This is a genomic window from Stenotrophomonas muris (assembly GCF_052751275.1).
This window is the reverse complement of record NZ_CP199879.1, coordinates 602503-622179: the sequence shown is the minus strand read 5'-3', so window position 1 is coordinate 622179 and position 19677 is coordinate 602503. Positions and strand designations below refer to the sequence as shown.

General features: G+C 65.8%; 14 protein-coding genes. 4 read left to right on the top strand and 10 right to left on the bottom strand.

Going from position 1 to position 19677, the window contains the following annotated elements:
- Positions 1-71 precede the first annotated feature (71 nt).
- The 8 genes from ACUVWL_RS02625 to ACUVWL_RS02590 all read right to left on the bottom strand — a co-directional run bounded on the left by ACUVWL_RS02625 (position 72) and on the right by ACUVWL_RS02590 (position 13089).
- Positions 72-8360 (bottom strand): host specificity factor TipJ family phage tail protein, encoded by an 8289-nt coding sequence (locus ACUVWL_RS02625; RefSeq protein ID WP_445978790.1) that lies wholly within the window; start codon positions 8358-8360, stop codon positions 72-74.
- Entirely contained in the window at positions 8351-8746 is a 396-nt protein-coding gene (locus tag ACUVWL_RS02620; RefSeq protein WP_014647904.1) for a hypothetical protein, read from the bottom strand. Before ACUVWL_RS02620 ends, ACUVWL_RS02625 begins: the two co-directional genes overlap by 10 nt.
- Positions 8746-9207: a DUF1833 family protein gene (locus ACUVWL_RS02615; RefSeq protein WP_014647905.1), complete on the bottom strand. Its 462-nt coding sequence runs from the start codon at positions 9205-9207 to the stop codon at positions 8746-8748. Before ACUVWL_RS02615 ends, ACUVWL_RS02620 begins: the two co-directional genes overlap by 1 nt.
- A complete protein-coding gene (locus ACUVWL_RS02610) occupies positions 9204-9557 on the bottom strand; it encodes a hypothetical protein (protein WP_014647906.1) in 354 nt (117 codons plus the stop codon). Before ACUVWL_RS02610 ends, ACUVWL_RS02615 begins: the two co-directional genes overlap by 4 nt.
- Positions 9554-11869 carry a phage tail tape measure protein gene (locus tag ACUVWL_RS02605; protein ID WP_262224502.1) on the bottom strand — a complete coding sequence of 772 codons (2316 nt, stop codon included), beginning with the start codon at positions 11867-11869 and terminating at the stop codon, positions 9554-9556. The genes ACUVWL_RS02610 and ACUVWL_RS02605 overlap by 4 nt, the downstream gene beginning before the upstream one ends.
- A 94-nt stretch (positions 11870-11963) precedes the next feature.
- The gene (locus ACUVWL_RS02600; RefSeq protein WP_227864145.1) at positions 11964-12206 is read right to left on the bottom strand and encodes a phage tail assembly protein T; all 243 of its coding nucleotides are present in this window, start codon (positions 12204-12206) and stop codon (positions 11964-11966) included.
- A gap of 80 nt (positions 12207-12286) precedes the next feature.
- On the bottom strand, positions 12287-12631 hold the full coding sequence (locus ACUVWL_RS02595) for a hypothetical protein (RefSeq protein WP_014647908.1): 345 nt from the start codon (positions 12629-12631) through the stop codon (positions 12287-12289).
- Positions 12631-13089, bottom strand: a complete 459-nt coding sequence (locus ACUVWL_RS02590) for a hypothetical protein (RefSeq protein ID WP_014037992.1) — start codon at positions 13087-13089, stop codon at positions 12631-12633. The genes ACUVWL_RS02595 and ACUVWL_RS02590 overlap by 1 nt, the downstream gene beginning before the upstream one ends.
- Positions 13090-13454: 365 nt before the next feature.
- On the opposite strand from ACUVWL_RS02590, the gene ACUVWL_RS02585 reads away from it, so the two are divergent.
- Genes ACUVWL_RS02585 through ACUVWL_RS02575 form a run of 3 tightly spaced genes read left to right on the top strand, consistent with a single transcriptional unit; the run spans position 13455 to position 14728 of the window.
- Complete coding sequence (locus tag ACUVWL_RS02585; RefSeq protein ID WP_032957503.1) at positions 13455-14126, top strand: dienelactone hydrolase family protein; 672 nt, start codon at positions 13455-13457, stop codon at positions 14124-14126.
- Positions 14123-14545, top strand: a complete 423-nt coding sequence (locus ACUVWL_RS02580; RefSeq protein ID WP_014647910.1) for an HIT domain-containing protein — start codon at positions 14123-14125, stop codon at positions 14543-14545. Before ACUVWL_RS02585 ends, ACUVWL_RS02580 begins: the two co-directional genes overlap by 4 nt.
- Positions 14546-14560: 15 nt before the next feature.
- The gene (locus tag ACUVWL_RS02575) at positions 14561-14728 is read left to right on the top strand and encodes a LiaI-LiaF-like domain-containing protein (protein WP_005418011.1); all 168 of its coding nucleotides are present in this window, start codon (positions 14561-14563) and stop codon (positions 14726-14728) included.
- 106 nt (positions 14729-14834) lie between these two features.
- Here ACUVWL_RS02575 and dcd read toward each other — a convergent pair whose 3' ends face one another.
- Together dcd and apbC are read right to left on the bottom strand one after the other, a co-directional pair.
- Positions 14835-15407: a dCTP deaminase gene (gene dcd / locus ACUVWL_RS02570; RefSeq protein WP_014037995.1), complete on the bottom strand. Its 573-nt coding sequence runs from the start codon at positions 15405-15407 to the stop codon at positions 14835-14837.
- Positions 15408-15485: 78 nt separating this feature from the next.
- Positions 15486-16340 carry an iron-sulfur cluster carrier protein ApbC gene (gene apbC / locus ACUVWL_RS02565; protein ID WP_014647911.1) on the bottom strand — a complete coding sequence of 285 codons (855 nt, stop codon included), beginning with the start codon at positions 16338-16340 and terminating at the stop codon, positions 15486-15488.
- Positions 16341-16553: 213 nt separating this feature from the next.
- On the opposite strand from apbC, the gene ACUVWL_RS02560 reads away from it, so the two are divergent.
- Positions 16554-19343 (top strand): TonB-dependent receptor plug domain-containing protein, encoded by a 2790-nt coding sequence (locus tag ACUVWL_RS02560; protein ID WP_014647912.1) that lies wholly within the window; start codon positions 16554-16556, stop codon positions 19341-19343.
- The last annotated feature ends 334 nt before the right edge of the window (positions 19344-19677 follow it).

The following is a 19677-nucleotide window of genomic DNA, read 5'->3' as shown; positions in this document are numbered from 1 at the left end:
AAGGGCCGCATCCACCGGCGGCCCGAACGGTTTTCATGCAGGGCACCCACCGCGACGGGCAGGTGCACGGGTCACCACACGCCCATGCGCACGCGCAGGCGTCCGGCTTCGTCATAGACCCGCCAGTTGCCATCGCTGTACTCGGTACGACGCCCGCCACCGGGGGCACTGACACTGAACGCGTCGGCCACCACATCGAAACGCGAGACCTGGCCGCTGGACGCCAGTTGCACGCCCCCTACCCGGCCATCTGCACGGACGTTGACCGACCACTGCGCGGAAGACTCGGTGCCTCCGGCCGACCAGGTGGGCGGGGCGGTTGCTGCCGCGTCCACCTGGCTGAGCATCGGGCGGAACATCCAGAAATAGGGCGTGTTTCCACCGGTGCCGATCACGATCACGCGAAAGCGAGCGAAGGTCGCCGTGGCGGGCGCCTTGGTGATCAGGAACGTGCGCGTCAAGCGGTCGAGCGTGATCGGGGTTCCGGTATCGCTCCTCACGCCCGGGCTGTGCACCAGCCCCAGGTGATTGCCGGCCGCATCGAAGAACGTCATCTCCAGCTTGGCTTCCACGCGATGGGTATTGATCCAGGCGGACGCGCAATAGGTCTTGCCGCCTTCGATGGCGATGTCGTACTCGGTTCCCCACCATGCCATTTCGCCTGCTGCGACGACGCCGGGCGTCACCGCGCCCAGCCCGAAGATCCCCTGCGGATGCCAGTTGTCATCGCCGGTGGGGTTGCCCAGTTCGGTCCACCGCCCGTTCGGATTACTGCCCCAGCCCCACCCCGAGCGCTGCCAGAAGGGGAACGTGGTGTTCATCAGCAGGTTGCCACCGGCGCCCAGATTCTTGACCTGCGCCTGCATGCTGGTGACCACGGCTGCATCCGCCTTGCCACCCAGTGAGGCCTGCACGCCATCGATCCGCCCGGACAGCGCGGTCAGTTGCGTACCCTGCTGGCTGACCTGGCTGTTCAGCTGCGAGAAGCCGCTGGCCGATACATCGCCCACCTGGGTCTTGAGCTGGGTCAGGTCACGCGCGGTGGTGTCCAGCTTGGTGCCCTGCTGGCTTACCGAGGTGCTCAGCCCCGTGATGGCCGAGGCATTGGCATCGTTGGCCACCTGGTCGGTGATGTCATAGACCTGGACGCTGTCCACCCGCACCTGACCGTTGTCGGGATGAACATAGAGGTTCAAGCGCCAGGCATCGATGCCGCTGTTGAAGGCATCGAAGTCGAACGATCGGGTCTCGAACGCCTCCACCGCGAACACGGCACGCAGATCCTGGTAGGACTGCTGGCCTGCCGCATTCTTGCGATATATCCGCACCAGCAGATTGTTGGCGCCGCCAGCACCGCAGGCGCGGACGATCACCCGCAGGCGGCGCGCGCCGTTGATCGGCACCCATTTGCCACCGTTGGCCTGCAGGGTCGGATTCACGTTCGTGTAGCGGTTGAGCAGCACACCTGGGCGTCCGTCGCCGTTGACCGTACTCCACACCGCCCCATTGGCCGCCGCCGATGCCGCCCACCCCCCCAGCCCTTCGGCGAAGTCGGGATTGGGCAGCAGGCCGCTTCCGGTGTTGAGCACGCCCTTCAGCCCGCTGGACAGGTCTGTGAGCTGCTGCGCCTGCGCGTCGACCTTCGTGCCCTGCTGATCGACTTTGGTGGTCAGCGCGGTCACCGCGGTGGCCGTGGCAGCGGCGCTCTGCTGCGCGGCGTAGGCGTCGGTGACATCGATCATGCGGATGTCGTCCACCTGCACGCGCACGCCCACTTCGCGCGCACCACTTCCTCCCGGAATGCTGACCAGCATCCGCCACTTCGCCGCAGACGCGGCGGTGTTCAGGTAGCCGCTGACCTTGGTCCAGCCATCCTTGCGCAGCGAGGCCAGTGCGTAAGCCTGCAAGGGCCACGAATTCTCCGCGTTGGCTTCGTTGGTGGTCTGCCAGCCCACCCGGATGGAACCACCAGTCGGCTGGATACTGTCCGGATGCAGGCGGGCGTAGTACTCCACATAGATGCGGCGATTGCCGGTGATGGGGGTCCACTGCCCGAGGTACAGGTCCGCATTGGTGTTCGGACTGGTGTTGGCCGCAACGTTCACATCCAGACCGCGCTCACCGGTCCGGCGAGCATCGGCGCGGACGGTGTAGATCGTGCCCGCCGCACTGCCCAGCAGCTGGCCATCCTGGAACGTTTCGAACGCACCCAGCGGGAACAGGCTGTCGCTGCCATTGAGGACCGACTGCACGTCCGACTGCAGCTTGAGCACACTGGACGCACTGCTGGTGACACGATCGCCCAGCTGCACCACGTCGCTGCGCAGGTTGGCGATGGCCGTCGCGTTGCCGGCGATGTCCTGCGCATCGGTGATGTCGTAGAACTCGATCCGGTCGAACAGCACCTTGCCGCCGGCGTTGGTCAGATGCACCTGCGGCATGATCTCGTTGCGATCCTGCGCGGCAGACCATTCGGCCGTGTAGGTTTTCCAGGACGCATCGGACAGGTTCAGCGTCACGTCGGCATGGCTTTCGCCTGTACCCGTGGTTCGCACGCGCAACCGGCAGACCAGGGTCGCCGTGGCTTCATCAAAGGCGCGAGCCACCATCACCAGTCGGTACCGGCGCGACCGCCCCGCAACCACCGGCAACCACCGCGCGTCATTGGCCGTGATGAAGGGGTTCTGCCCGGCCTGCGGCCCATGCGTCATCAGCAACGCATCACCACTCTGGCCCGATGCCTTCACCCACTCCACGGTGTTGGCCGACACGGTACGGGTCAGCGTCCACCAGGCGGCACTGCCAGCAAAGTTACTGTTGCGCAGCACGTTGTCGCTGCTGGTCACCGAGGTGTCGACCCGCGCGGTCAGGCTGGTCAGGCTGTCGGCGGCGGACACCAGGTCGGTACCGAGCTTGCTGACGTCGGTGCGCAGCCCGGTCAAGGCGTCCGCATTGCTCCGCGCCGTACGATCGAGCATCGACGAATCCTGCGATCCGGTCGGCACGCCATTGAGCACGGTGACGGTCATTTCCACCCACATGCCAGTACGGCCGGTCTCCGGCAAGGGCGACAGGATCTGCCTGCCACCGCCGGCACCACTCCTGCGCCGCCCGATCATCACCAGCATCCGCGACCCCGACAGGGCCGCCAGGTTTTCCTGTGACAGGCCCGCGTCCAGCAGGCGGGTGCGCAGGCCACTGGTGTCGCTGTTGCTGGCACTACTGATCGCCCCCACTGCATCGGACGTATAGGCAATGAAGTACTGGTTGTCCTTCAGCGTCTGGTCGTACCAGGTGTTGAAGCGGGCCGACTCGCTCTGCAGATTGCCATGGGTATCGAACACCGCCGTATCGGTGATGCTGTTGTCCGCATTGATGATGCCCACCCGCAGCCCCCGGTTGGCGCCCATGCCCGGCACGATGCTGCCGTTGGCACGGTACACACCCGATGCTCGGGGGCCACCGGTGGGCCAGGCGAGGATATGTGCGTTGGCGATGATGTTGTAGGCCACCATGTTGCCGATGCCCGAGGCCAGCCGGGTGACGTCCTCGGCGGCACTGCTCAGCTTGCCATCGATCTGTTCCACCCTGGTCGACAGGCCACTGACCGCCGCAGCGTTCGCGTCGACATCGGTCACATCCTCCACCCACAGATCGTCCAGCCACAACGTGCCGGCCGTGCCATTGCGATTGATCGTGACCTTGATGCCCTGCACCGTGCCGGTAGGCGGCAACGTCACGAAGGTCTCGGTCTTGACCCAGTCCGCCGATTTCGGGAACGACTGCGTGGCGCCGCCCATCAGGTTGCCGTTGTGGTCGGCGACGCGCAGCTTGGTATTGTCGGCGGTGCCGTCGAAGTCCTCGCTGGTCCGCGTCCAGCACGACACCCGATAGCGACGGCCGGCGGTCAGGGTGATGACGCGCCCCTCATTGACCGCGGCGCTGACCACCGTATTGCTTCCGCCCGCATAGGGCTCCGCCTTCCAGCACAGGCTGTTGCCGCGGCCCTCGCGCACCACCGATGCTGCGGTGGTGTTGAAGAACGTCCAGCCGGTGCCAGCGCCCAGGTTGAAGTCGCCATTGAGCGCGAGGTTGCTGCCCGCGCCCATCACCGCTTCCATGCGACTCTTCAGCTGCACCAGGTCCTGGCTGCTGCTGGTAACCCGGCCATCGAGCTGCCCGACTTCGGTCTTCAACGCATTGAAGGCGCTGGATCCGATCTTGTCCCCCATCGTGGCATCGAGGCTGTCCACGCGCCGCCCCAGCGCGGTGTCAGCGGTCACCATCGCCTGCTGCAGGCTGCTGACACTGGCACTGGTGGCCAGCGCGCCGGTGCCTGCCGGCATCCGTGCCTGGAGTGCCTGGATCGACTGCGCGTTGACCTGGTCGCCACTCAGCCGTGCGGTCTTCTCGGCCGCGATCAGGCCCTGGCTGACCCCTGCCAGGTCACCGCCCTCGTAGCTGCCGCGCAACTGCACGGCCAGCGACTCGCGCCGGCCCGCTTCGCTGCTGTCTGCTGCGACGCGTGCAGTGGCTTCGTCCTGCAGCATGGCCACCGACGCACCCGGCGTCGGGCGACCGATCGCCACCCAGTCCAGCAGGAAGTAGTCGGCATCGGTCTGCGCCTTGGACAGATCCAGGCGGATCTGGTCGACGATGGTCCCGTTCCATGGAATGTTGTCCACGTCCAGCGTCGCGATGCCGTTGCTGTCATAGCTTGGCTCCGCGAACTGCACCATGCGTGCGTTGTCCCACGACTGGCCGGGACCATTCCACAGCAGGCGCCCGTCCCAGGCAGGACTGCCCACCTTGCGGATGCGCAGCTTGACGAAGCGGTGCGCCGCGCCCTGGACATCCTGGCCGCGCGGGCTCGTCACGAAGGCGTCGCTGGCATGGTTGGCCGGGCGCAGCCAGCCCTCCACCAGCGTTGGACTGCCGCCATTCGCGCCCCAACCTTCCACGCTGCTGTCGAAGTACCAGATGCGCTTGCTGTCGAACTGCACGCCACTGCCTGCCGACAGCTGGCTCACCATGCGGGTCAGGTTCTCCACATCCGACCGGCGCTCGCTGGTTTCGCGGGTCACCGCCGTGGTCAGCTCGGTGCGGGTATTCAGATCGCCGGCAGCACGGTCCAGCACTTCGCGCGCCAGGCCATCGGTGTTCGCCTTGAGCGCCTGCGCCTGCTGGTCCAGCCGTTCGGCCTGGCCGGCAAGTCGTTGGGCGCTGGCGGTGATCTGGTCCTGCAGGCGCAGCGATTCGCTACGCAGCGCCTCGGCTGTACGGGTGGCGGCGGCCAGGTCGCTGTCGATGCGGGCGTTGATTTCCTTGCCCAGGTCCTGCTTGACCGATTCGACCACACCGCCGATTCCCTCCAGCGTCTGCCCGGTATTGCGCCCCAGCGAGCGTCGCAGGTAGCGGGCACCGACGGACAGCACGCCAGCGGTGTTGCGACTGCGGCACGCAAACGTCCAGCTGCCCGCCTCTGGCAATACGGCTTCGATTGCGGAGGTGAAGAAGCCACCGGCATCGCCCAGCGGGGTCATGTGCTCCCACAGCGGGTTGTCGATACTGCCGGCGGTATAGCGGATTTCCACGCCGGCGAAATCAGCCGACTGCACGGTGTCGCCGGAGAAGCCCCACACATACCGGCGCACGCCACCGCTGAGCTCTTCGATGTCGAACAGATCGACCAGGACCGGCGGCGCATCGGCACCCAGCGTGGTGTACTGGGTGGACACGGCAACGCCGGCACGGCCATCGGGGCTGTACGGACGAACGACCACCGGATAGGTACCCGCTCCGGGAATCGCCCAGCTCGCTGATCGCGTGCTGGTGCGTGCCACTTCCTCCAGCGCGGCATTGCCGTCTGGATCGGACAGGACCCGCGTTTCGCCGGTGGGTCCACTGATATCGAAGCTGGCCTGCAGTTCGGTATGCACGCTGCCACCCCGGCTGACCTGGCGCTCGACCACCTTCAGATTGCTGGCCACCGGCCGGGTCTGCAGCGAGGATTCATTCGACGGCGGCACATACTGCCCGGTCCGCACGTAGTGCCAGAACTCGGGCCCCTCCTGCACCACCTCCACAGCGGCGCCCTTCAGGTCACCTTCCGGGCGGATGCCGGTCACGCGCACGCGGGTACCCGGCGTCTGCTTGAAGTCGTAGATCCAGATCGTGTCGTGTGCAGGATTGCCGTCGTTGTGGCCCGGCAGCGGTGCATCTGCCGGCCACGGATCGGCCAGCACCAGCCTGTCACTTGGCTCAGCGCCCGGAACCACGCGCAGTACGCGGTAGACACGCTCGCCTGGAATACGCAGGCCGATGAACGCACTGCCCAGCGAAGGTGCCGGGACCGTCTCGTCCAGTTGCAGCGTGGCAACGCCTGCAGCGTCGACGGCGGCATCGATCAGGCGGCCACCGAAGCCCCACTGGGTAAGGTCGTGCTGCAACGCCAGCACCGACAACCGCGAGTAGGCCAGGTGCTCGATGTCGGTGCTGTAGCTGATCGACTTGTATTGATAGACGCTCTGCGCCAGATGCCAACGCGCCAGCATCGCGGCATGGGCTTCGGAGCTGACGCCCTCACCGGTGATCTTGGCCGGATTGAGCATCACCTCCACGCCCGGCGCCGGCACGCGCAGCGTCGCCGCCTTCCAGGTGCGGCGGTCCAGGTAGCTGTACTCGATGCCGTCGGCAGCGTTGGCCAGGGTGTAATCGACCTGGAACTGGCCCTTCTTGATCGTGGCCATGTTGACCACGCCGGACAGGGGCTGCTCATCGGCCGCCCAGGCCACGCCCAGCCGGCCCTTGGCCCAGGTCACCTGGCCGAAGCCGGCCAGCGCGATGGCGTCGAGCACTGCCTGGTGGCTGCGCACCTCGGTCAGCCAGTAGTCGTAGCCCAGCGCGTTGTCCGCGCAGTGCAGCATGAAGGCTTTCAGGCTTTCGATATCGATGCGCCGGTCGGCCATGCCCAGGCCGGCGATGCGCTTGCCGTTCTCATCATGGATGCCACGCGCGTAGGCCAGGATCTGTGCGCCCGGGTTGCTGGTTTCCTCGGTCACCCAGCCGGCCGCTTCACCCTTCCACACCGGAATCGGTCGCGCATGAGCCACGCAGCGGATCTCATCCGGGGTGCCATTGAGCTGGCCGGACGCCTTCATCTGCAGGCCGATGGCAGGAATGCCGGCATGGCTGGCGTCGTCGCGCTGCACGCTGACCAGCGTGGTCCAGGTGAAATTCGCCTGCGCGCCACTGCCATCGGTGTTCTGCCCGGCCACGCGTACGCGCACGTCGTACTGGCCCAGCTCCACGTCGCGGCCGTAGCTGACGCGGCGCGCCTTCTGCGTGCGTCCCACGACGCTGTAATTGCCGAACGACTGCCAGGCATCGGAGCCGACCGGCCGGTACTGGATCTGGATCTGCTCGCGGTTGTCCTTGTCCTTGCCCTTGGACGTGGTATCCCACAGCCGGAACTCGATGTTCACCTGCAGGCGCAGAGAGTCAGCGGAGCTGGTGCGCTCCACCCACGGGCTGGCCACGTGCTTGGCATCGCTGCCGGTATCGAGCAGCTGCGCGCCTTCAATCACATCCGCGTTGCTGTACAGCGGAATCGCTTCGTCGGGCATCTGCGGGAAGCCGCGGAACCAGGTGCGCACGCCTTCGTAGCTGGACAGCGCCGAATCACCGTTCTGCAGGGCCTCCACCCGGCCAACGTTGATGCCCGGGCTGAGGGTCAGGCCGACGTACTGCTCATCGCCCTCGAACCAGGTATAGGGGCGGCTGATCAGGTCCGGAGCGAGGCGCGTGGAACCGAACAGCAGGCCCAGCGGTTCATAGGCGCGCACACGGTTGCGCGGCGCTGCCAGGGAATACGCCGTGTCGGCGACACCGCCACCGCCACCTGCACGGGGAGGCTTCGGGCCCAGCACCTTGTTGATCAGCACGCTGCCGGCAACATAGACCGCCGACGCCAGCGCGGTGCCGTAGGTGGCGCTGAGCCCCGCAACGGCGCCTGCGCCCCACGCGGAACCGGCCACCAGCGTGCCGATGCCGAAGGTGAAATAGGTCAGCGCGATCATCGCCACCAGCGGAATCACCGCCTTGCCCACCACGCTGCGCACTTCGATCAACTGGCCATGGCGCGGTCGCGTGTGCATCCACTGCTCGCGCGGCACCTCCAGCCCGTCAACGCAGACCTGCCATGCGCGGCCATCGAGCCCGTCTACATGGCGCATGAGGAATGCGTACAGGCTTTCACCCGGGCGCAGTTCGACCGGCACGTTGCGCTGGCCATCCAGCAGCACCGGGTGCGGGGTGATGATGAGGCGGCCGTCGACCGCCGGTTGTGGTGTCAGTTCCATGCGTAGTATCCCTCGATCCTCAGCCCAAATCCGGGCAGGTCACGAACGCGGTGCAGCACGCTGCAGCCGTTCGTTTCGTTGCTGTGCAAGACCCAGCCCTCATGAGCCAGGAAAAAGAAAACCCCGGCGTGGCCGGGGTTGTGTTGTCCGCGTTCGATCATCAGTACCAGGTCGCCGTCCTGTGGAGGGCCCTCGCGAGGTACCGCCTGCGCGCGCGACAATGCGCCCAGCTCGGCCGAGCCGCGCCGCCCGCGCGGCCGGCGTCCGGGCAGTGCCACTTCACGGGCGAACAGCGCCCGCTGCACCTGCATCACCAGGTCGGCGCAGTCGCACGCTGCTTCGTCATAGGGGATGCCCACCCATCGCTCGACGTCGACCAGGCGCATCAGAAGATTCCCGGCAGCGTGAACGGATTGGCATGCAGCAGCACAGCCTGCTGGCGCATCAGGAAGTCGACACCACACTGGGCACTGACCGTGCGCGTGTTGACCGACACCTGGGTCATCGGCAGGTCGTACTCGGCCTCGATGGCATCCGGATCGGCGCGATCGGTCAGCATCAACCGTGCGGTCACCATCTCTCCGGGGGCAAGCCCTTCCAGGTCCTCGGTGAGTGCGCGGCCGATGTTGTCGATCACCAGCTGCGCGCGCGGTGCCTGTCCACTGACATCGTCGGGAAGCTGGAAGCCGAACGGTGCGGCAATGAACTCCTTGCCGTTGCTGGTCCAGTTGACGTTGTCGTTGACGATCCGCAACACCTCCGGCATCGACGGCGCCGACACTTCCAACAGCATCAGCGGTCCCTGGGTGTCGGCCAGGCGCTGGCGGCGCTCATGGAAGGAACTCATCGCATGTACTCCAGTACAAGATCGCGCTTGGAGAAGCGGAACCGGGTGTTCAGTGGCACCAGGCGGCCGATGCCCTGCGGGAAGCGGGCGCTGATCGGCTGCCCGGTCCGCGGGTGCTCCATCGTGAACCAGCCGACGCGACCGACATCGTGCAGGTACCACGCTTCGAATGCCTCGGCGTCAGCCGCGGTGCGGAACTGCACCGAGGCGTACACGTTCTTCATCACCCGGCTGTTGAGCGCGCGCATCTTGCTGGGGCCGCGCTCCATCTCGGTCCGCTCTTCCGAAGCGACGATCTCCTCGCCGTAATCCGCAAAGCGGATTTCTGCATATTCTGGCCAACTGCTCATCCCACTGCCTCCGTCCATCCGTATCGGGCCCGTCCAATGGCGCCCAGCTCACCACCGTTGAGGCTGTCGCCCACGATGTCGATCACCAGCCGCCGTACTTCGCTGCCATCGGGCATGCGCTGCCGCTCTTCCCGGGTGTTGACCCGGCTTTCGCCGTAGTTGTTGATTTCCACATTCATCCCACCCTCGCCGGCACGGGCGATCGGTACCTGCACATAACCCCCGCTATCACCACCGGACAGGCCATTGCCGGTTCGCAGCGAAGTGCGCAGGGCGAAGAATGCCGATGGGCCGCCGAGCGCAGCCATGTCTTCCTGGCTGAGCACGCCCTCGCCCTTGTGGACGATGCCGGCCGGCTCGTACTTGCCCCCTGGGCCTGTATAGCCGCCGATGGAAAAGCCGGTGATCTTCGGTCCGAACATCTGCCCGATCGAACTGATCAGCCCACTGACCATCTGTTTGGCTGCCACGCGCGCCAGATCGGCGATGATCGAGTCGGCGAGGTCGGAGAAGGACAGCTTTCCGGTCTGGGCAAACTTGACCAGACTGTCTTCCAACCCGCCCAATGCATTACTGAAGACGCCGTGGCTCAACTCGGCGGCATTGGCCGCGGCATCGGCATAGTCCTCGAACGCCCGCATTGCGCCGTTCTTCCAATCGGACTGGTATGCCTTCTTGTTCTCCTGGAACTCTGCCTCGCGTTGCAGTGACTGTTCATGGAATGCATCGAGCTCGGCCAGCCGGGCTCTGTAGCGCTCCGACTCGATGACCTTGCCATCCTCACCACGCGACTCGTCGTCCAGCGCGCGCTTTCGATTGTCCCGATCCTCATCCAGAGCGGAACGGCGTTGCATGCGATCCACGCTCGCTGCGCCATGGCCGATGCCGAACAGCGCCTGGTCGTTGCCGCGCTGCTGTGCATGCGCCGCCTGCTGGAGCTCCCGCTGCAGCTTCAGCAGATCCTGCTGGGCCTTCTTCGACGCTTCAGCGGCTGCCGCTTCCTTGGCCAGGGCCACCGCGGCGTCCAGCGAGGCCTTCACCCGCAGTTCCTTCTGCTCGCTGAGCTTCTTCTCGGCATGCTCCATCTCGTCAAGGAGGGTGACCTGCAGCTTTTCCGCCTCTGTCATCCCCTCCTTCAGCTTCTGCCGCACCCGGTCCTGGGCGATCTGCTTCTCGATGCGATCCATCAGCCCGGCGTACGCATCAGCCTGCTCGTGCACGCCCCTGACCGACTGTTGGGCGGCCTGCTGCTGTTCGCGGAACTGGGCCTTGCGTTCGATGTCGGCCTTCTTGCGCGCGGCATCCCTGTTGAACTCTGCGCGCTGGGCCGGGTCCATCTTGTCCGGGCCGCCCCTTGCGTTGATCTCCGCGCCGCGTTCAGCCATCCAGGCCGCGTACTCGCCACGGGTCAGCCGGATCCACTCGACCTCGTCCCGCCACGCCTCTCCGCGCATGGCGCCCAGCATGCCGTTGAAGGCATCGGTCGCCTTCAATGCGTTCCATTGCGTCGCACCCAGAGACGCGATGAGCTGGTCAAGCGTCTGGTTGTCCACGTTCTGGATGGCCGCGGCAATCGCATTGAACAGCTTCTCGTCGAGGGCGCCCCTGATCGTTTCTTTCAGGCCCCGGAACTTCTCCTGGACCGGCGCGACCTCCGCCTGGAACGCTTCCAGGTTCGCCCTGGCCTTCTCCAGCTCGGCGTAGTCCGAGGCTGCACTCAGGCCCGCCCCTTCCCGTCCCGATCGCTGGCCATGACTCACTCGGCCTTCCCAATGGACGACCGAGCCCTGCAGCGCCTTCTCGCGTGCCTCCAGCTCGCGCAGCGCCCTGGCCTGCTCATGCAGCGTGGCGACCGCCTGCTCCAGGGGCAGCGTGCCCGCGCCCATGCCCAGGCCGGCCTGGTCCATCGAGAACGACATCTGCTGCAGCGACTGCATCTGCTCCTTGTACTCGCTGCGCGCACGTTCGGACGCCTTGACCATGTCCAGGTACGCTTCGCCCAGCTTCTGCACCGACGCGATGGCGATGCCCCATGGGCCACCGGCGGCCGTCAGCAGGCCGCTACCAAGCTCCTTCAAGCCGCTGCCGAGCACATCGCCGCCGACGTTGGCCTTTGCCTTTGTCGCGGCCTTGCCCGTTGCGCCCTCCGGTGCCGCATGCACGCGCGCCAGCGCGGCGGCCGTCCGCTCGGCCTCCGCGCGCAGTGTCTTGAGATTCTGCGTTGCCAGGCGGCTGGCCTCCGCCATTGCGGTACGGAAGCCCGTCGTGTTGACCCGCAGTACTACGTCTAGATTCTGGTTAGTGGACGCCATACGCGTTCCTCCAAGAATGATGAGGGGCCCCGCAGGGCCCCAGGTTCGATTGCATGCCACGCATCGGAGAAGCAATGCCCTGCCCCGCCCGGAATCACGCCGCAGCGTTGCGCCGCGATGCGCTGCCGAACAGTTCCAGCAGCTGCTGCGAGCGCTCCTTTGCCGCCCTCTCCGGCGACGCACGCGGTCGCACCAGCAGGAAGTCGTCGGCAGTGGTCGTATTGCCGTGCACCTGCGCCAGCACACTGGTCAGCTGGGCGAGCATCCCCTGCAGGGGCTGGTCCAACGGCTCCAGGCGTGCGAACGCATACATCTCCGAGAGCTGGCGGGAGGTCACTCCCGCCAGCAGGTGGTCCGGATGCGGGAGGCCCAGCCTCCACGCGATCCGGAACTGAAGCCGGCGCTCAGGCCGGCGGATCAGTTTTTTTCCAGCTCTCCCACGGCCGCATCGCCGAGCGCATTGAGCGTCTGCGCGACACGGAACACGCGATCCAGCGCCGCGGCCGATTTCGTGCCCAGCTGGGCCACCTCGTGGTCGGAGAACAGGCGCTCGCCCATTTCATCGACCAGGCACAGGCCGACGAATCGCGCGCGGAAGTCATCCACCTTGGGCGTGTCACCGCCATAGGTCTCCTGCTCCCAGCGATCACGGTCACGCGCCGACATCATCGCCACGCGCACGCTGCCGCCCCATTCGGGTACGGCGACGTCCTCGTGCCGGCGATCCTGCGCGTCCAGGATCTGCTGCTTGCCCAGCAGCATCACGGGGTGCCGCCAGCGGCCACGGTTACCAGCGCGAACTCACGCGGCAGCAGGTCCGCAGTGAACGTCAGCACCTGGTTGGTGCCCGGGGCCACGTTGAAGGCGGCGACCTTGGCGACGAAGGTAGCGGCATCGCCGGTGGGCAGCACCATCAGGAAGTGCAGGTCGGCATCCGGATCGGCGTCGCGCAGGATCTCCTGGCCTGCCGAGCTGCCGACCGGCCAGCGGTGGCCGGACACCTGCACGGCCTGGCCGCCGGACAGACCCGCGATGTTCTCCATCTGCTTCGAACGCAGGTTGGTGGCATCAAGGGTGTTGGCCTGGCCGCGGCCGAACGGGAAGGCGGTCAGGCCGTCGATTTCGGTATAGCCGGCCGGATTGTTCGGCGCGGTCGGGGCGGTACCGGCCTTCACGTACAGCGCGGAGTCCTGGGCGGAAATGGCTTGATTGATGGACATGGTGTTGAATCTCCTGGAAATGAAAAAGCCGCCTTGCGGCGGCTGGGGTTCGGGGTGATCAGGCTCGGGGCTGCCTGCAGTGGGTCATCGTGGCTGGCCCGTCACAGCCACCGGTTGCGCGTTGCGACCCGCAACACGCGGACAACAAAAAAGCCCCCGGCTCGCGCCGGAGGCTTGTATGTCATCGTGGCTGAAAGCTTAGGCTGCGGGTGTGCACCGGTCAATGCAGAAACAGCCCTCTGCACCGCCTTGGGAACGCACTGCCGCAAACCCGCAGCCGCCCGATCCGGCACAGCCGCTGACGCCGCGCTAACCGGCGCAGCGCCGACAATGCAGCTCTGTTCCCAGCAACGAGGAAGATGACGATGGCCGAGTGGATCACCCTGGATACGCATCACGGCCCGGTACGGGCCTGGCAGGCCCTGCCGGACGGCACCGCGCGCGGCGGCCTGGTGGTGGTGCAGGAAATCTTCGGCGCCAATCCGCACATCCGCAGCGTGGCCGAGCGCTTCGCAGCCGAAGGCTATGCGGTGCTGGCGCCCTCGTTCTTCGACCTGGTCGACGGCCCCGACGCCGACCCGGATGCGCTGCCCTACGACGCCGAGGGCGTGAAGCAGGGCCTGGAACGGGTCGGCGCGCTGGGCATGGAACGGGCGCTGGAGGTCGTGCGCGCGGCGGCCACCCGACTGGCGCCCTACGGCAAGGTCGGCACCGTCGGCTACTGCTGGGGCGGCACGGTGGCGATGCTGTCCGCACTGCGCCTGGGGCTGCCGTCGGTCAGCTACTACGGTGCGCGCAACGTGCAGTTCCTCGACGAGGCTCCCAAGGCCCCGGTGATCTTCCACTTCGGCGCCCAGGACCGCAGCATCCCGCCGGAAGCGGTCCAGGCCCACCGCGAGAAGCTGCCGCAGATGGCCACCTACGTCTATCCGGCCGATCACGCCTTCAACCGGGAGGTCGGACATGCGTATGATCCAGACAGCGCCGCCCTGGCGCTGCAACGCACCCTGGACTTCTTCTCGGAGCATCTTGGATGAGCGAATTCGAACTCGATTCACGCCTGGCCACCGATAGCGTGCTGGTGGCGGAAGGACCGTTGTCGCAAGTGCGGCTGATGAACGACGAACGATTCCCCTGGCTGGTGCTGGTACCGCGCCTGGCCGGGGTGACCGAGTGGATCGAGCTGGACGGCGAGCAGCAGGACAAGCTGCGCACCGAGCTCAACCGCGCCTGCAAGGCCCTGAAGGGCGCAGACGGGGTGGAGAAGATCAACATCGGGGCGCTGGGCAACATCGTGCGCCAGCTGCACTTCCATGTCATCGGCCGCCATGACGGTGATCCGGCCTGGCCGGGCCCGGTCTGGGGCAGTGGCCCGGCGCACCGCTACGAGCCGGCGGCGCTGGACCAGCATGTCGCCTACTGGAAGGAACGGCTAGGATATCCGGCCCAGTCCTGAGCCTTCGCCGACCCGATGCGATTCAACCTCGTTGCCGCCGTCCTGCTGATCCTGATCGGCCTGTTCATGCTCGCCAGCAATCTCGGCTGGACGCACCTGAACCTGTCCAAGCTGCTGTTGACCTGGTGGCCGGTGGCCCTGGTTGGTGTCGGCATCGCGATGCTGTTCGGTCGCGGCAAATAAGGAAGGCGGCGCATTGCGCCGCCTTCCCTCATGTAGAGCCGAGCCATGCTCGGCTTCAATGCAGGGCAGCCGAGCATGGCTCGGCTCTACAAATCGCCTGCAATCGTCAGGTCCGCGGCAGGGTCACGCCGGTCTGGCCCTGGTACTTGCCGCCACGGTCGCGGTAGGACGTCTCGCAGACGTCATCGGCGGCCGCCTGGAAGAACAGCATCTGTGCCACGCCTTCGTTGGCGTAGATGCGCGCCGGCAGCGGCGTGGTGTTGCTGAATTCCAGGGTGACGTGGCCTTCCCATTCCGGCTCCAGCGGCGTCACGTTGACGATGATGCCGCAGCGCGCGTAGGTGCTCTTGCCCAGGCACACCACCAGGGTATCGCGCGGGATGCGGAAGTACTCGACGGTACGCGCCAGCGCGAAGCTGTTCGGCGGGATGATGCATTCGTCGGCGGTGATGTCGACGAAGCTGCCCGAGTCGAAGTGCTTGGGATCGACGATCGTCGAGTTGATGTTGGTGAACACCTTGAACTCGCGCGAGCAGCGCACGTCATAGCCATAGCTGGACGTGCCATAGCTGACGATGCGCTGGCCGTTGGCCTGCTTCACCTGCCCGGCCTCGAACGGCTCGATCATGCCGTGCTGCTCGGACATGCGGCGGATCCAACGGTCACTCTTGATGCTCATGCTTTGTCCTGGGGGTACGAGGGGGCGCGAGGATTCTAGCAGGGGCCCGGCCTCGGCCGGCGGCCCCTGCCCCGGCCCTTACAGCAGCGACGACAGGATCGGGATCGAAGCCCGCGGGCGCCTGCCCACTTCCTCGATCAGGCGCTGTGCGGCATGTCGGTAGGCCTGGGCCGGCGCCGAATCCGGCTGGGCGACGGTGATCGGGGTGCCTGCATCGCCCTGTTCACGGATGCCGATCTGCAGGGGCAGAGAGCCCAGCAGCGGCACGCCGTACTGCGCGGCCATGCGCTCGCCGCCGCCCTCGCCGAACAGGTGCTCGATGTGCCCGCAACTGCTGCAGGTGTGCACCGCCATGTTCTCGACGATGCCCAGCACCGGCACCTCGACCTTCTCGAACATCTTCAGCGCTTTCTTCGCGTCCAGCGTGGCGATGTCCTGCGGCGTGGTGACGATCACCGCACCGGCCAGCGGAATCTTCTGGGTCAGGGTCAGCTGGATGTCACCGGTGCCCGGCGGCAGGTCGATCAGCAGGAAATCCAGGTCGTCCCACAGGGTGTCGTTGAACAGCTGGGTCATCGCCGAGGTGGCCATCGGGCCCCGCCAGATCATCGGCGTGTCCTCTTCGATCAGGTAGCCGATCGACATGGTGTCCACGCCAAAGGCACGCAACGGCTCGATGCTCTTGTTGTCCGGGCTTTCCGGGCGACCGGACAGGCCCAGCATGGCCGGCACGCTCGGCCCGTAGATGTCCGCATCGAGCACGCCCACGCGCGCACCGAGCTGCTGCAGCGCCACGGCCAGGTTCACCGAGGTGGTGGACTTGCCGACGCCGCCCTTGCCCGAACCGACCGCGATCACGTTGCGGATGCGGGCATGCGGCGTAAGTCCCTTCTGGACCTGGCTGACATGGGGACGGCGGGGAGAACTGTTCACAACGGGCACCGGCGGGGTCAGGGGGATAACCCGACATCATACAAGCTGGATGCAAGCTGACTGAAATTCAGGAATGCGACAGATTCGTGCACAGATTGTTAAGTTCATGTTACGTTCGATGAGCACTGTTTTGAGCTGCGGAGCCGGATATTCCAGCCCGCGCGATGGCGCATGCGCAGTGCCGTTTTTGTTTTTGCTCTCCAATGGAATTACATGAAACACGTCAGCAATACCGCACGTCGCAACACGCTCGCCGTCGCCCTGATGTCCGCTCTGATGGCCGCCGCCCCGGCAATGGCCCAGGACAAGGCGACCAACCTGGACAAGATCACCGTCACCGGTTCGCTGATCCCGCAGACCCAGGTCGAAACCCAGACCCCGGTGATGTCCATCACCGCCGAAGACATCCAGACCCGCGGCTTCAGCAGCGTTGCTGAAGTTCTGCAGCAGTCGTCGCTGACCACCGGCGGCCTGCAGGGTGGACAGACCTCGGGTGCGTTCACCCAGGGCGCCGAAGCCGCCGGCATGTTCGGCCTGAACCCGGGCTACACCAAGTACCTGATCAACGGCCGCCCGATGCTCTCGTATCCGGCGCTGTACAACGGCAGCGAGTCGTTCAACAACATCAGCGGCATTCCGATCGACATCGTCGAGCGCATCGAGGTCCTGCCGGGCGGCCAGTCGTCGCTGTACGGCTCGGACGCGATCGCCGGCGTGGTCAACATCATCCTGAAGGAACGCATGGACGGCGGCACGATGTCGATCCGTGGCGGCACCTACACCGAAGGTGGTGGCAGCAACATCCGCTTCAGCGCCGCCAAGGGCTTCAACGCATTCGACGACCGCTTCCACGCGCTGGTCAACGTGCAGATCGAAAACGGCAGCCCGATCTGGGGCTACCAGCGTGACATCACCAAGCAGAACAACCCGGTCGGCTATACCGCACAGCTGCCGTCGAACGACTTTGCCGTCATCGGCAACGCCGACAACAAGCTGTACATGATGGACCCGACCCGCTGCGCCAACGTCGCAGGCCTGTACGACGGCACCACCACCGTCGGCAAGCGTGCATCGGGCGAATCGTGCGGCTCGGTGTACAGCGCCGGCTACAAGACCCTGAAGAACGGCAAGAACAGCGGCCAGTTCTACTCGTCGATGACCTTCGACGTGAACGACAACTTCCAGCTGTTCGCCGATGTGCTGTACAGCAAGGAAAAGACCGAGTTCACCTCCGGCTCCAGCGCCCTGTGGTGGGGCACCAAGTCGGTGATGGGCGGCTTCTACGACCAGGGCCTGGGCAAGGTCGTGAACCTGCAGCGCGCCTTCGCACCGGAAGAAATCGGCCCGGGCCACTACAACAACATCCTGAACTCCGATGAGAGCCGTTCCTACCAGGTCACCCTGGGTGGCAAGGGCATGGTCGGCGACTGGGACTACAGCGCCAGCTTCACCCGCGGCGAATACCGCCTGGACCAGAACCGCTTCGCGCGCTGGAAGGACAAGATCGAAGGCTTCTTCGGCGACACCGTGCTGGGCCCGCGCCTGGGTACCACCGCTGATGGCTTCGGCATCTACAACCCGGACTACGCTGCGTTCTACTCGCCGATCACCCCGGACCAGTTCGCCAGCTTCACCGGCTATGGCACCCACCGCAGCAAGACCTGGCAGAACCTGGGTCGCGTGCAGGTGACCAACGGGTCGCTGTTCTCCCTGCCGGGCGGCGACGCCGGCCTGGCCGTGGTGCTGGAAGGTGGCAGCGAAGGTTGGGATTACTCGCCCGACCAGGCCTTCGTCGATGGTAACGCCTGGGGCGCCACCGCCGTGGCCGGTGCCGGCCACCGCAGCAACTACGCGGTGACCAGCGAACTGCGCATGCCGGTGTTCGAGTCGCTGACCATCAGCGCCTCGGGCCGCTACGACGCCTTCAAGATCGCCGACAAGACCGTTGACAAGGCCACCTACAGCATCGGCCTGGAATACCGCCCGGTTGAGAGCCTGCTGCTGCGCGGCAAGTACGGCACCGCATTCCGTGCGCCGACCCTGTCCGATGCCTTCCAGGGCATGAGCGGCTCGTTCGCCTCCGGCCAGAACGACTACTACCGCTGCAGCCAGATGGGCTACGCGCTGCGTGACGAAGCCTGCTCGTTCTACAAGACCACCTCGGTGTACAGCGAAAAGTCCGGCAACCCGGACCTGAAGCCGATCACCGCCGACGTGTGGAGCGCGGGCGTGGTGTGGGCCCCGGTGAGCAACTTCTCGCTGTCGGTCGACTACTACAACTGGAAGATCAAGAACGAGGTCAAGACCCTGAGCACCGACCAGCTGCTGCTGGCCGAGTACCAGTGCCGCAACGGCCTGCCGAACAACACCTCGGCCAGCTGCCAGAACGTGACCGACTGGGTGTCCCGCGACGCCGGTGGCAACCTGGCCCGCGTGTACACCCCGAAGCTCAACGTGGCCAGCCAGAACCTGGAAGCGGTGACCGTCGGCGCCAAGTACCAGCAGGACCTGGGCCGCTTCGGTTCGCTGATGTTCTCGGGCAACTACACCAACATGCTGAAGCGTGAAGTGGTGCCGCTGCCGGGCGCACAGAAGCTGGATCTGCTGAGCGATCCGTACAACATGTGGTACTACGACAACTTCGCCAAGGTGCGCGGCGATGTGTCGGTGGGCTGGGCCATCTCCAAGTTCACCACCACCCTGTACGCCAACTACGTCGGCAGCACCCCGAACTACCTGGCCTACACCGGCCGCAGCTATGACTACGTCCACTCCTCCGGCGCCAAGGCCGGCAAGTGGGGCTCGTACACCACCTACAACATGAGCCTGAACTACCAGGCGCAGGACGATCTGACCCTGTCGCTGATGGTCAACAACGTGTTCAACAAGCTGCCGGAAGGCCAGCGCTACAACTACCCGGGCAACGAATCGACCCCGTTCAACGACGGCTTCTACAGCGTCTACGGCCGTCAGATCTCGGCCCAGGTCAAGTACGACTTCTGATCCCGTCGTATTCCGGACTGCGTGTCTGGACCAGGCCCCGCTTCGGCGGGGCCTTTTTTTGTCCGTCGCACAGCACGGCCACATCCCGTTCACGGTTCAGACACGTTTGACATGAACCGAAACAAATCAATACATATCAATGAGATGAAGGAGAAATGGGCGCTCCTGTCACTGCAAGGCGCGCCCATCACCCACAGCTTCATGACTCCCTCGTGAACGTTTGACAGGCTCGGTTAATGTCGTGTTAATCTCGGGTCATCGGCACGTGAAGCCGGTACCAGCGCCGGGTGGCAGCACGCTGCCGACCCCGGGCAAGGGGCACACGGAGACGCCG

Excerpts from the sequence above, each read along its gene's own strand:
- ACUVWL_RS02595 (WP_014647908.1), bottom strand. The coding sequence starts at position 12,631 with ATGCTGCTGGGCAAGCAGCAGATCCTGGACGCGCAGGATCGCCGGCAC.
- ACUVWL_RS02575 (WP_005418011.1), top strand. The coding sequence starts at position 14,561 with ATGCGATTCAACCTCGTTGCCGCCGTCCTGCTGATCCTGATCGGCCTG.
- ACUVWL_RS02580 (WP_014647910.1), top strand. The coding sequence starts at position 14,123 with ATGAGCGAATTCGAACTCGATTCACGCCTGGCCACCGATAGCGTGCTG.
- ACUVWL_RS02615 (WP_014647905.1), bottom strand. The coding sequence starts at position 9,207 with ATGAGTTCCTTCCATGAGCGCCGCCAGCGCCTGGCCGACACCCAGGGA.
- ACUVWL_RS02560 (WP_014647912.1), top strand. The coding sequence starts at position 16,554 with ATGAAACACGTCAGCAATACCGCACGTCGCAACACGCTCGCCGTCGCC.
- ACUVWL_RS02590 (WP_014037992.1), bottom strand. The coding sequence starts at position 13,089 with ATGTCCATCAATCAAGCCATTTCCGCCCAGGACTCCGCGCTGTACGTG.
- ACUVWL_RS02625 (WP_445978790.1), bottom strand. The coding sequence starts at position 8,360 with ATGGAACTGACACCACAACCGGCGGTCGACGGCCGCCTCATCATCACC.
- dcd (WP_014037995.1), bottom strand. The coding sequence starts at position 15,407 with ATGAGCATCAAGAGTGACCGTTGGATCCGCCGCATGTCCGAGCAGCAC.
- ACUVWL_RS02610 (WP_014647906.1), bottom strand. The coding sequence starts at position 9,557 with ATGAGCAGTTGGCCAGAATATGCAGAAATCCGCTTTGCGGATTACGGC.
- ACUVWL_RS02585 (WP_032957503.1), top strand. The coding sequence starts at position 13,455 with ATGGCCGAGTGGATCACCCTGGATACGCATCACGGCCCGGTACGGGCC.
- ACUVWL_RS02605 (WP_262224502.1), bottom strand. The coding sequence starts at position 11,869 with ATGGCGTCCACTAACCAGAATCTAGACGTAGTACTGCGGGTCAACACG.
- ACUVWL_RS02620 (WP_014647904.1), bottom strand. The coding sequence starts at position 8,746 with ATGCGCCTGGTCGACGTCGAGCGATGGGTGGGCATCCCCTATGACGAA.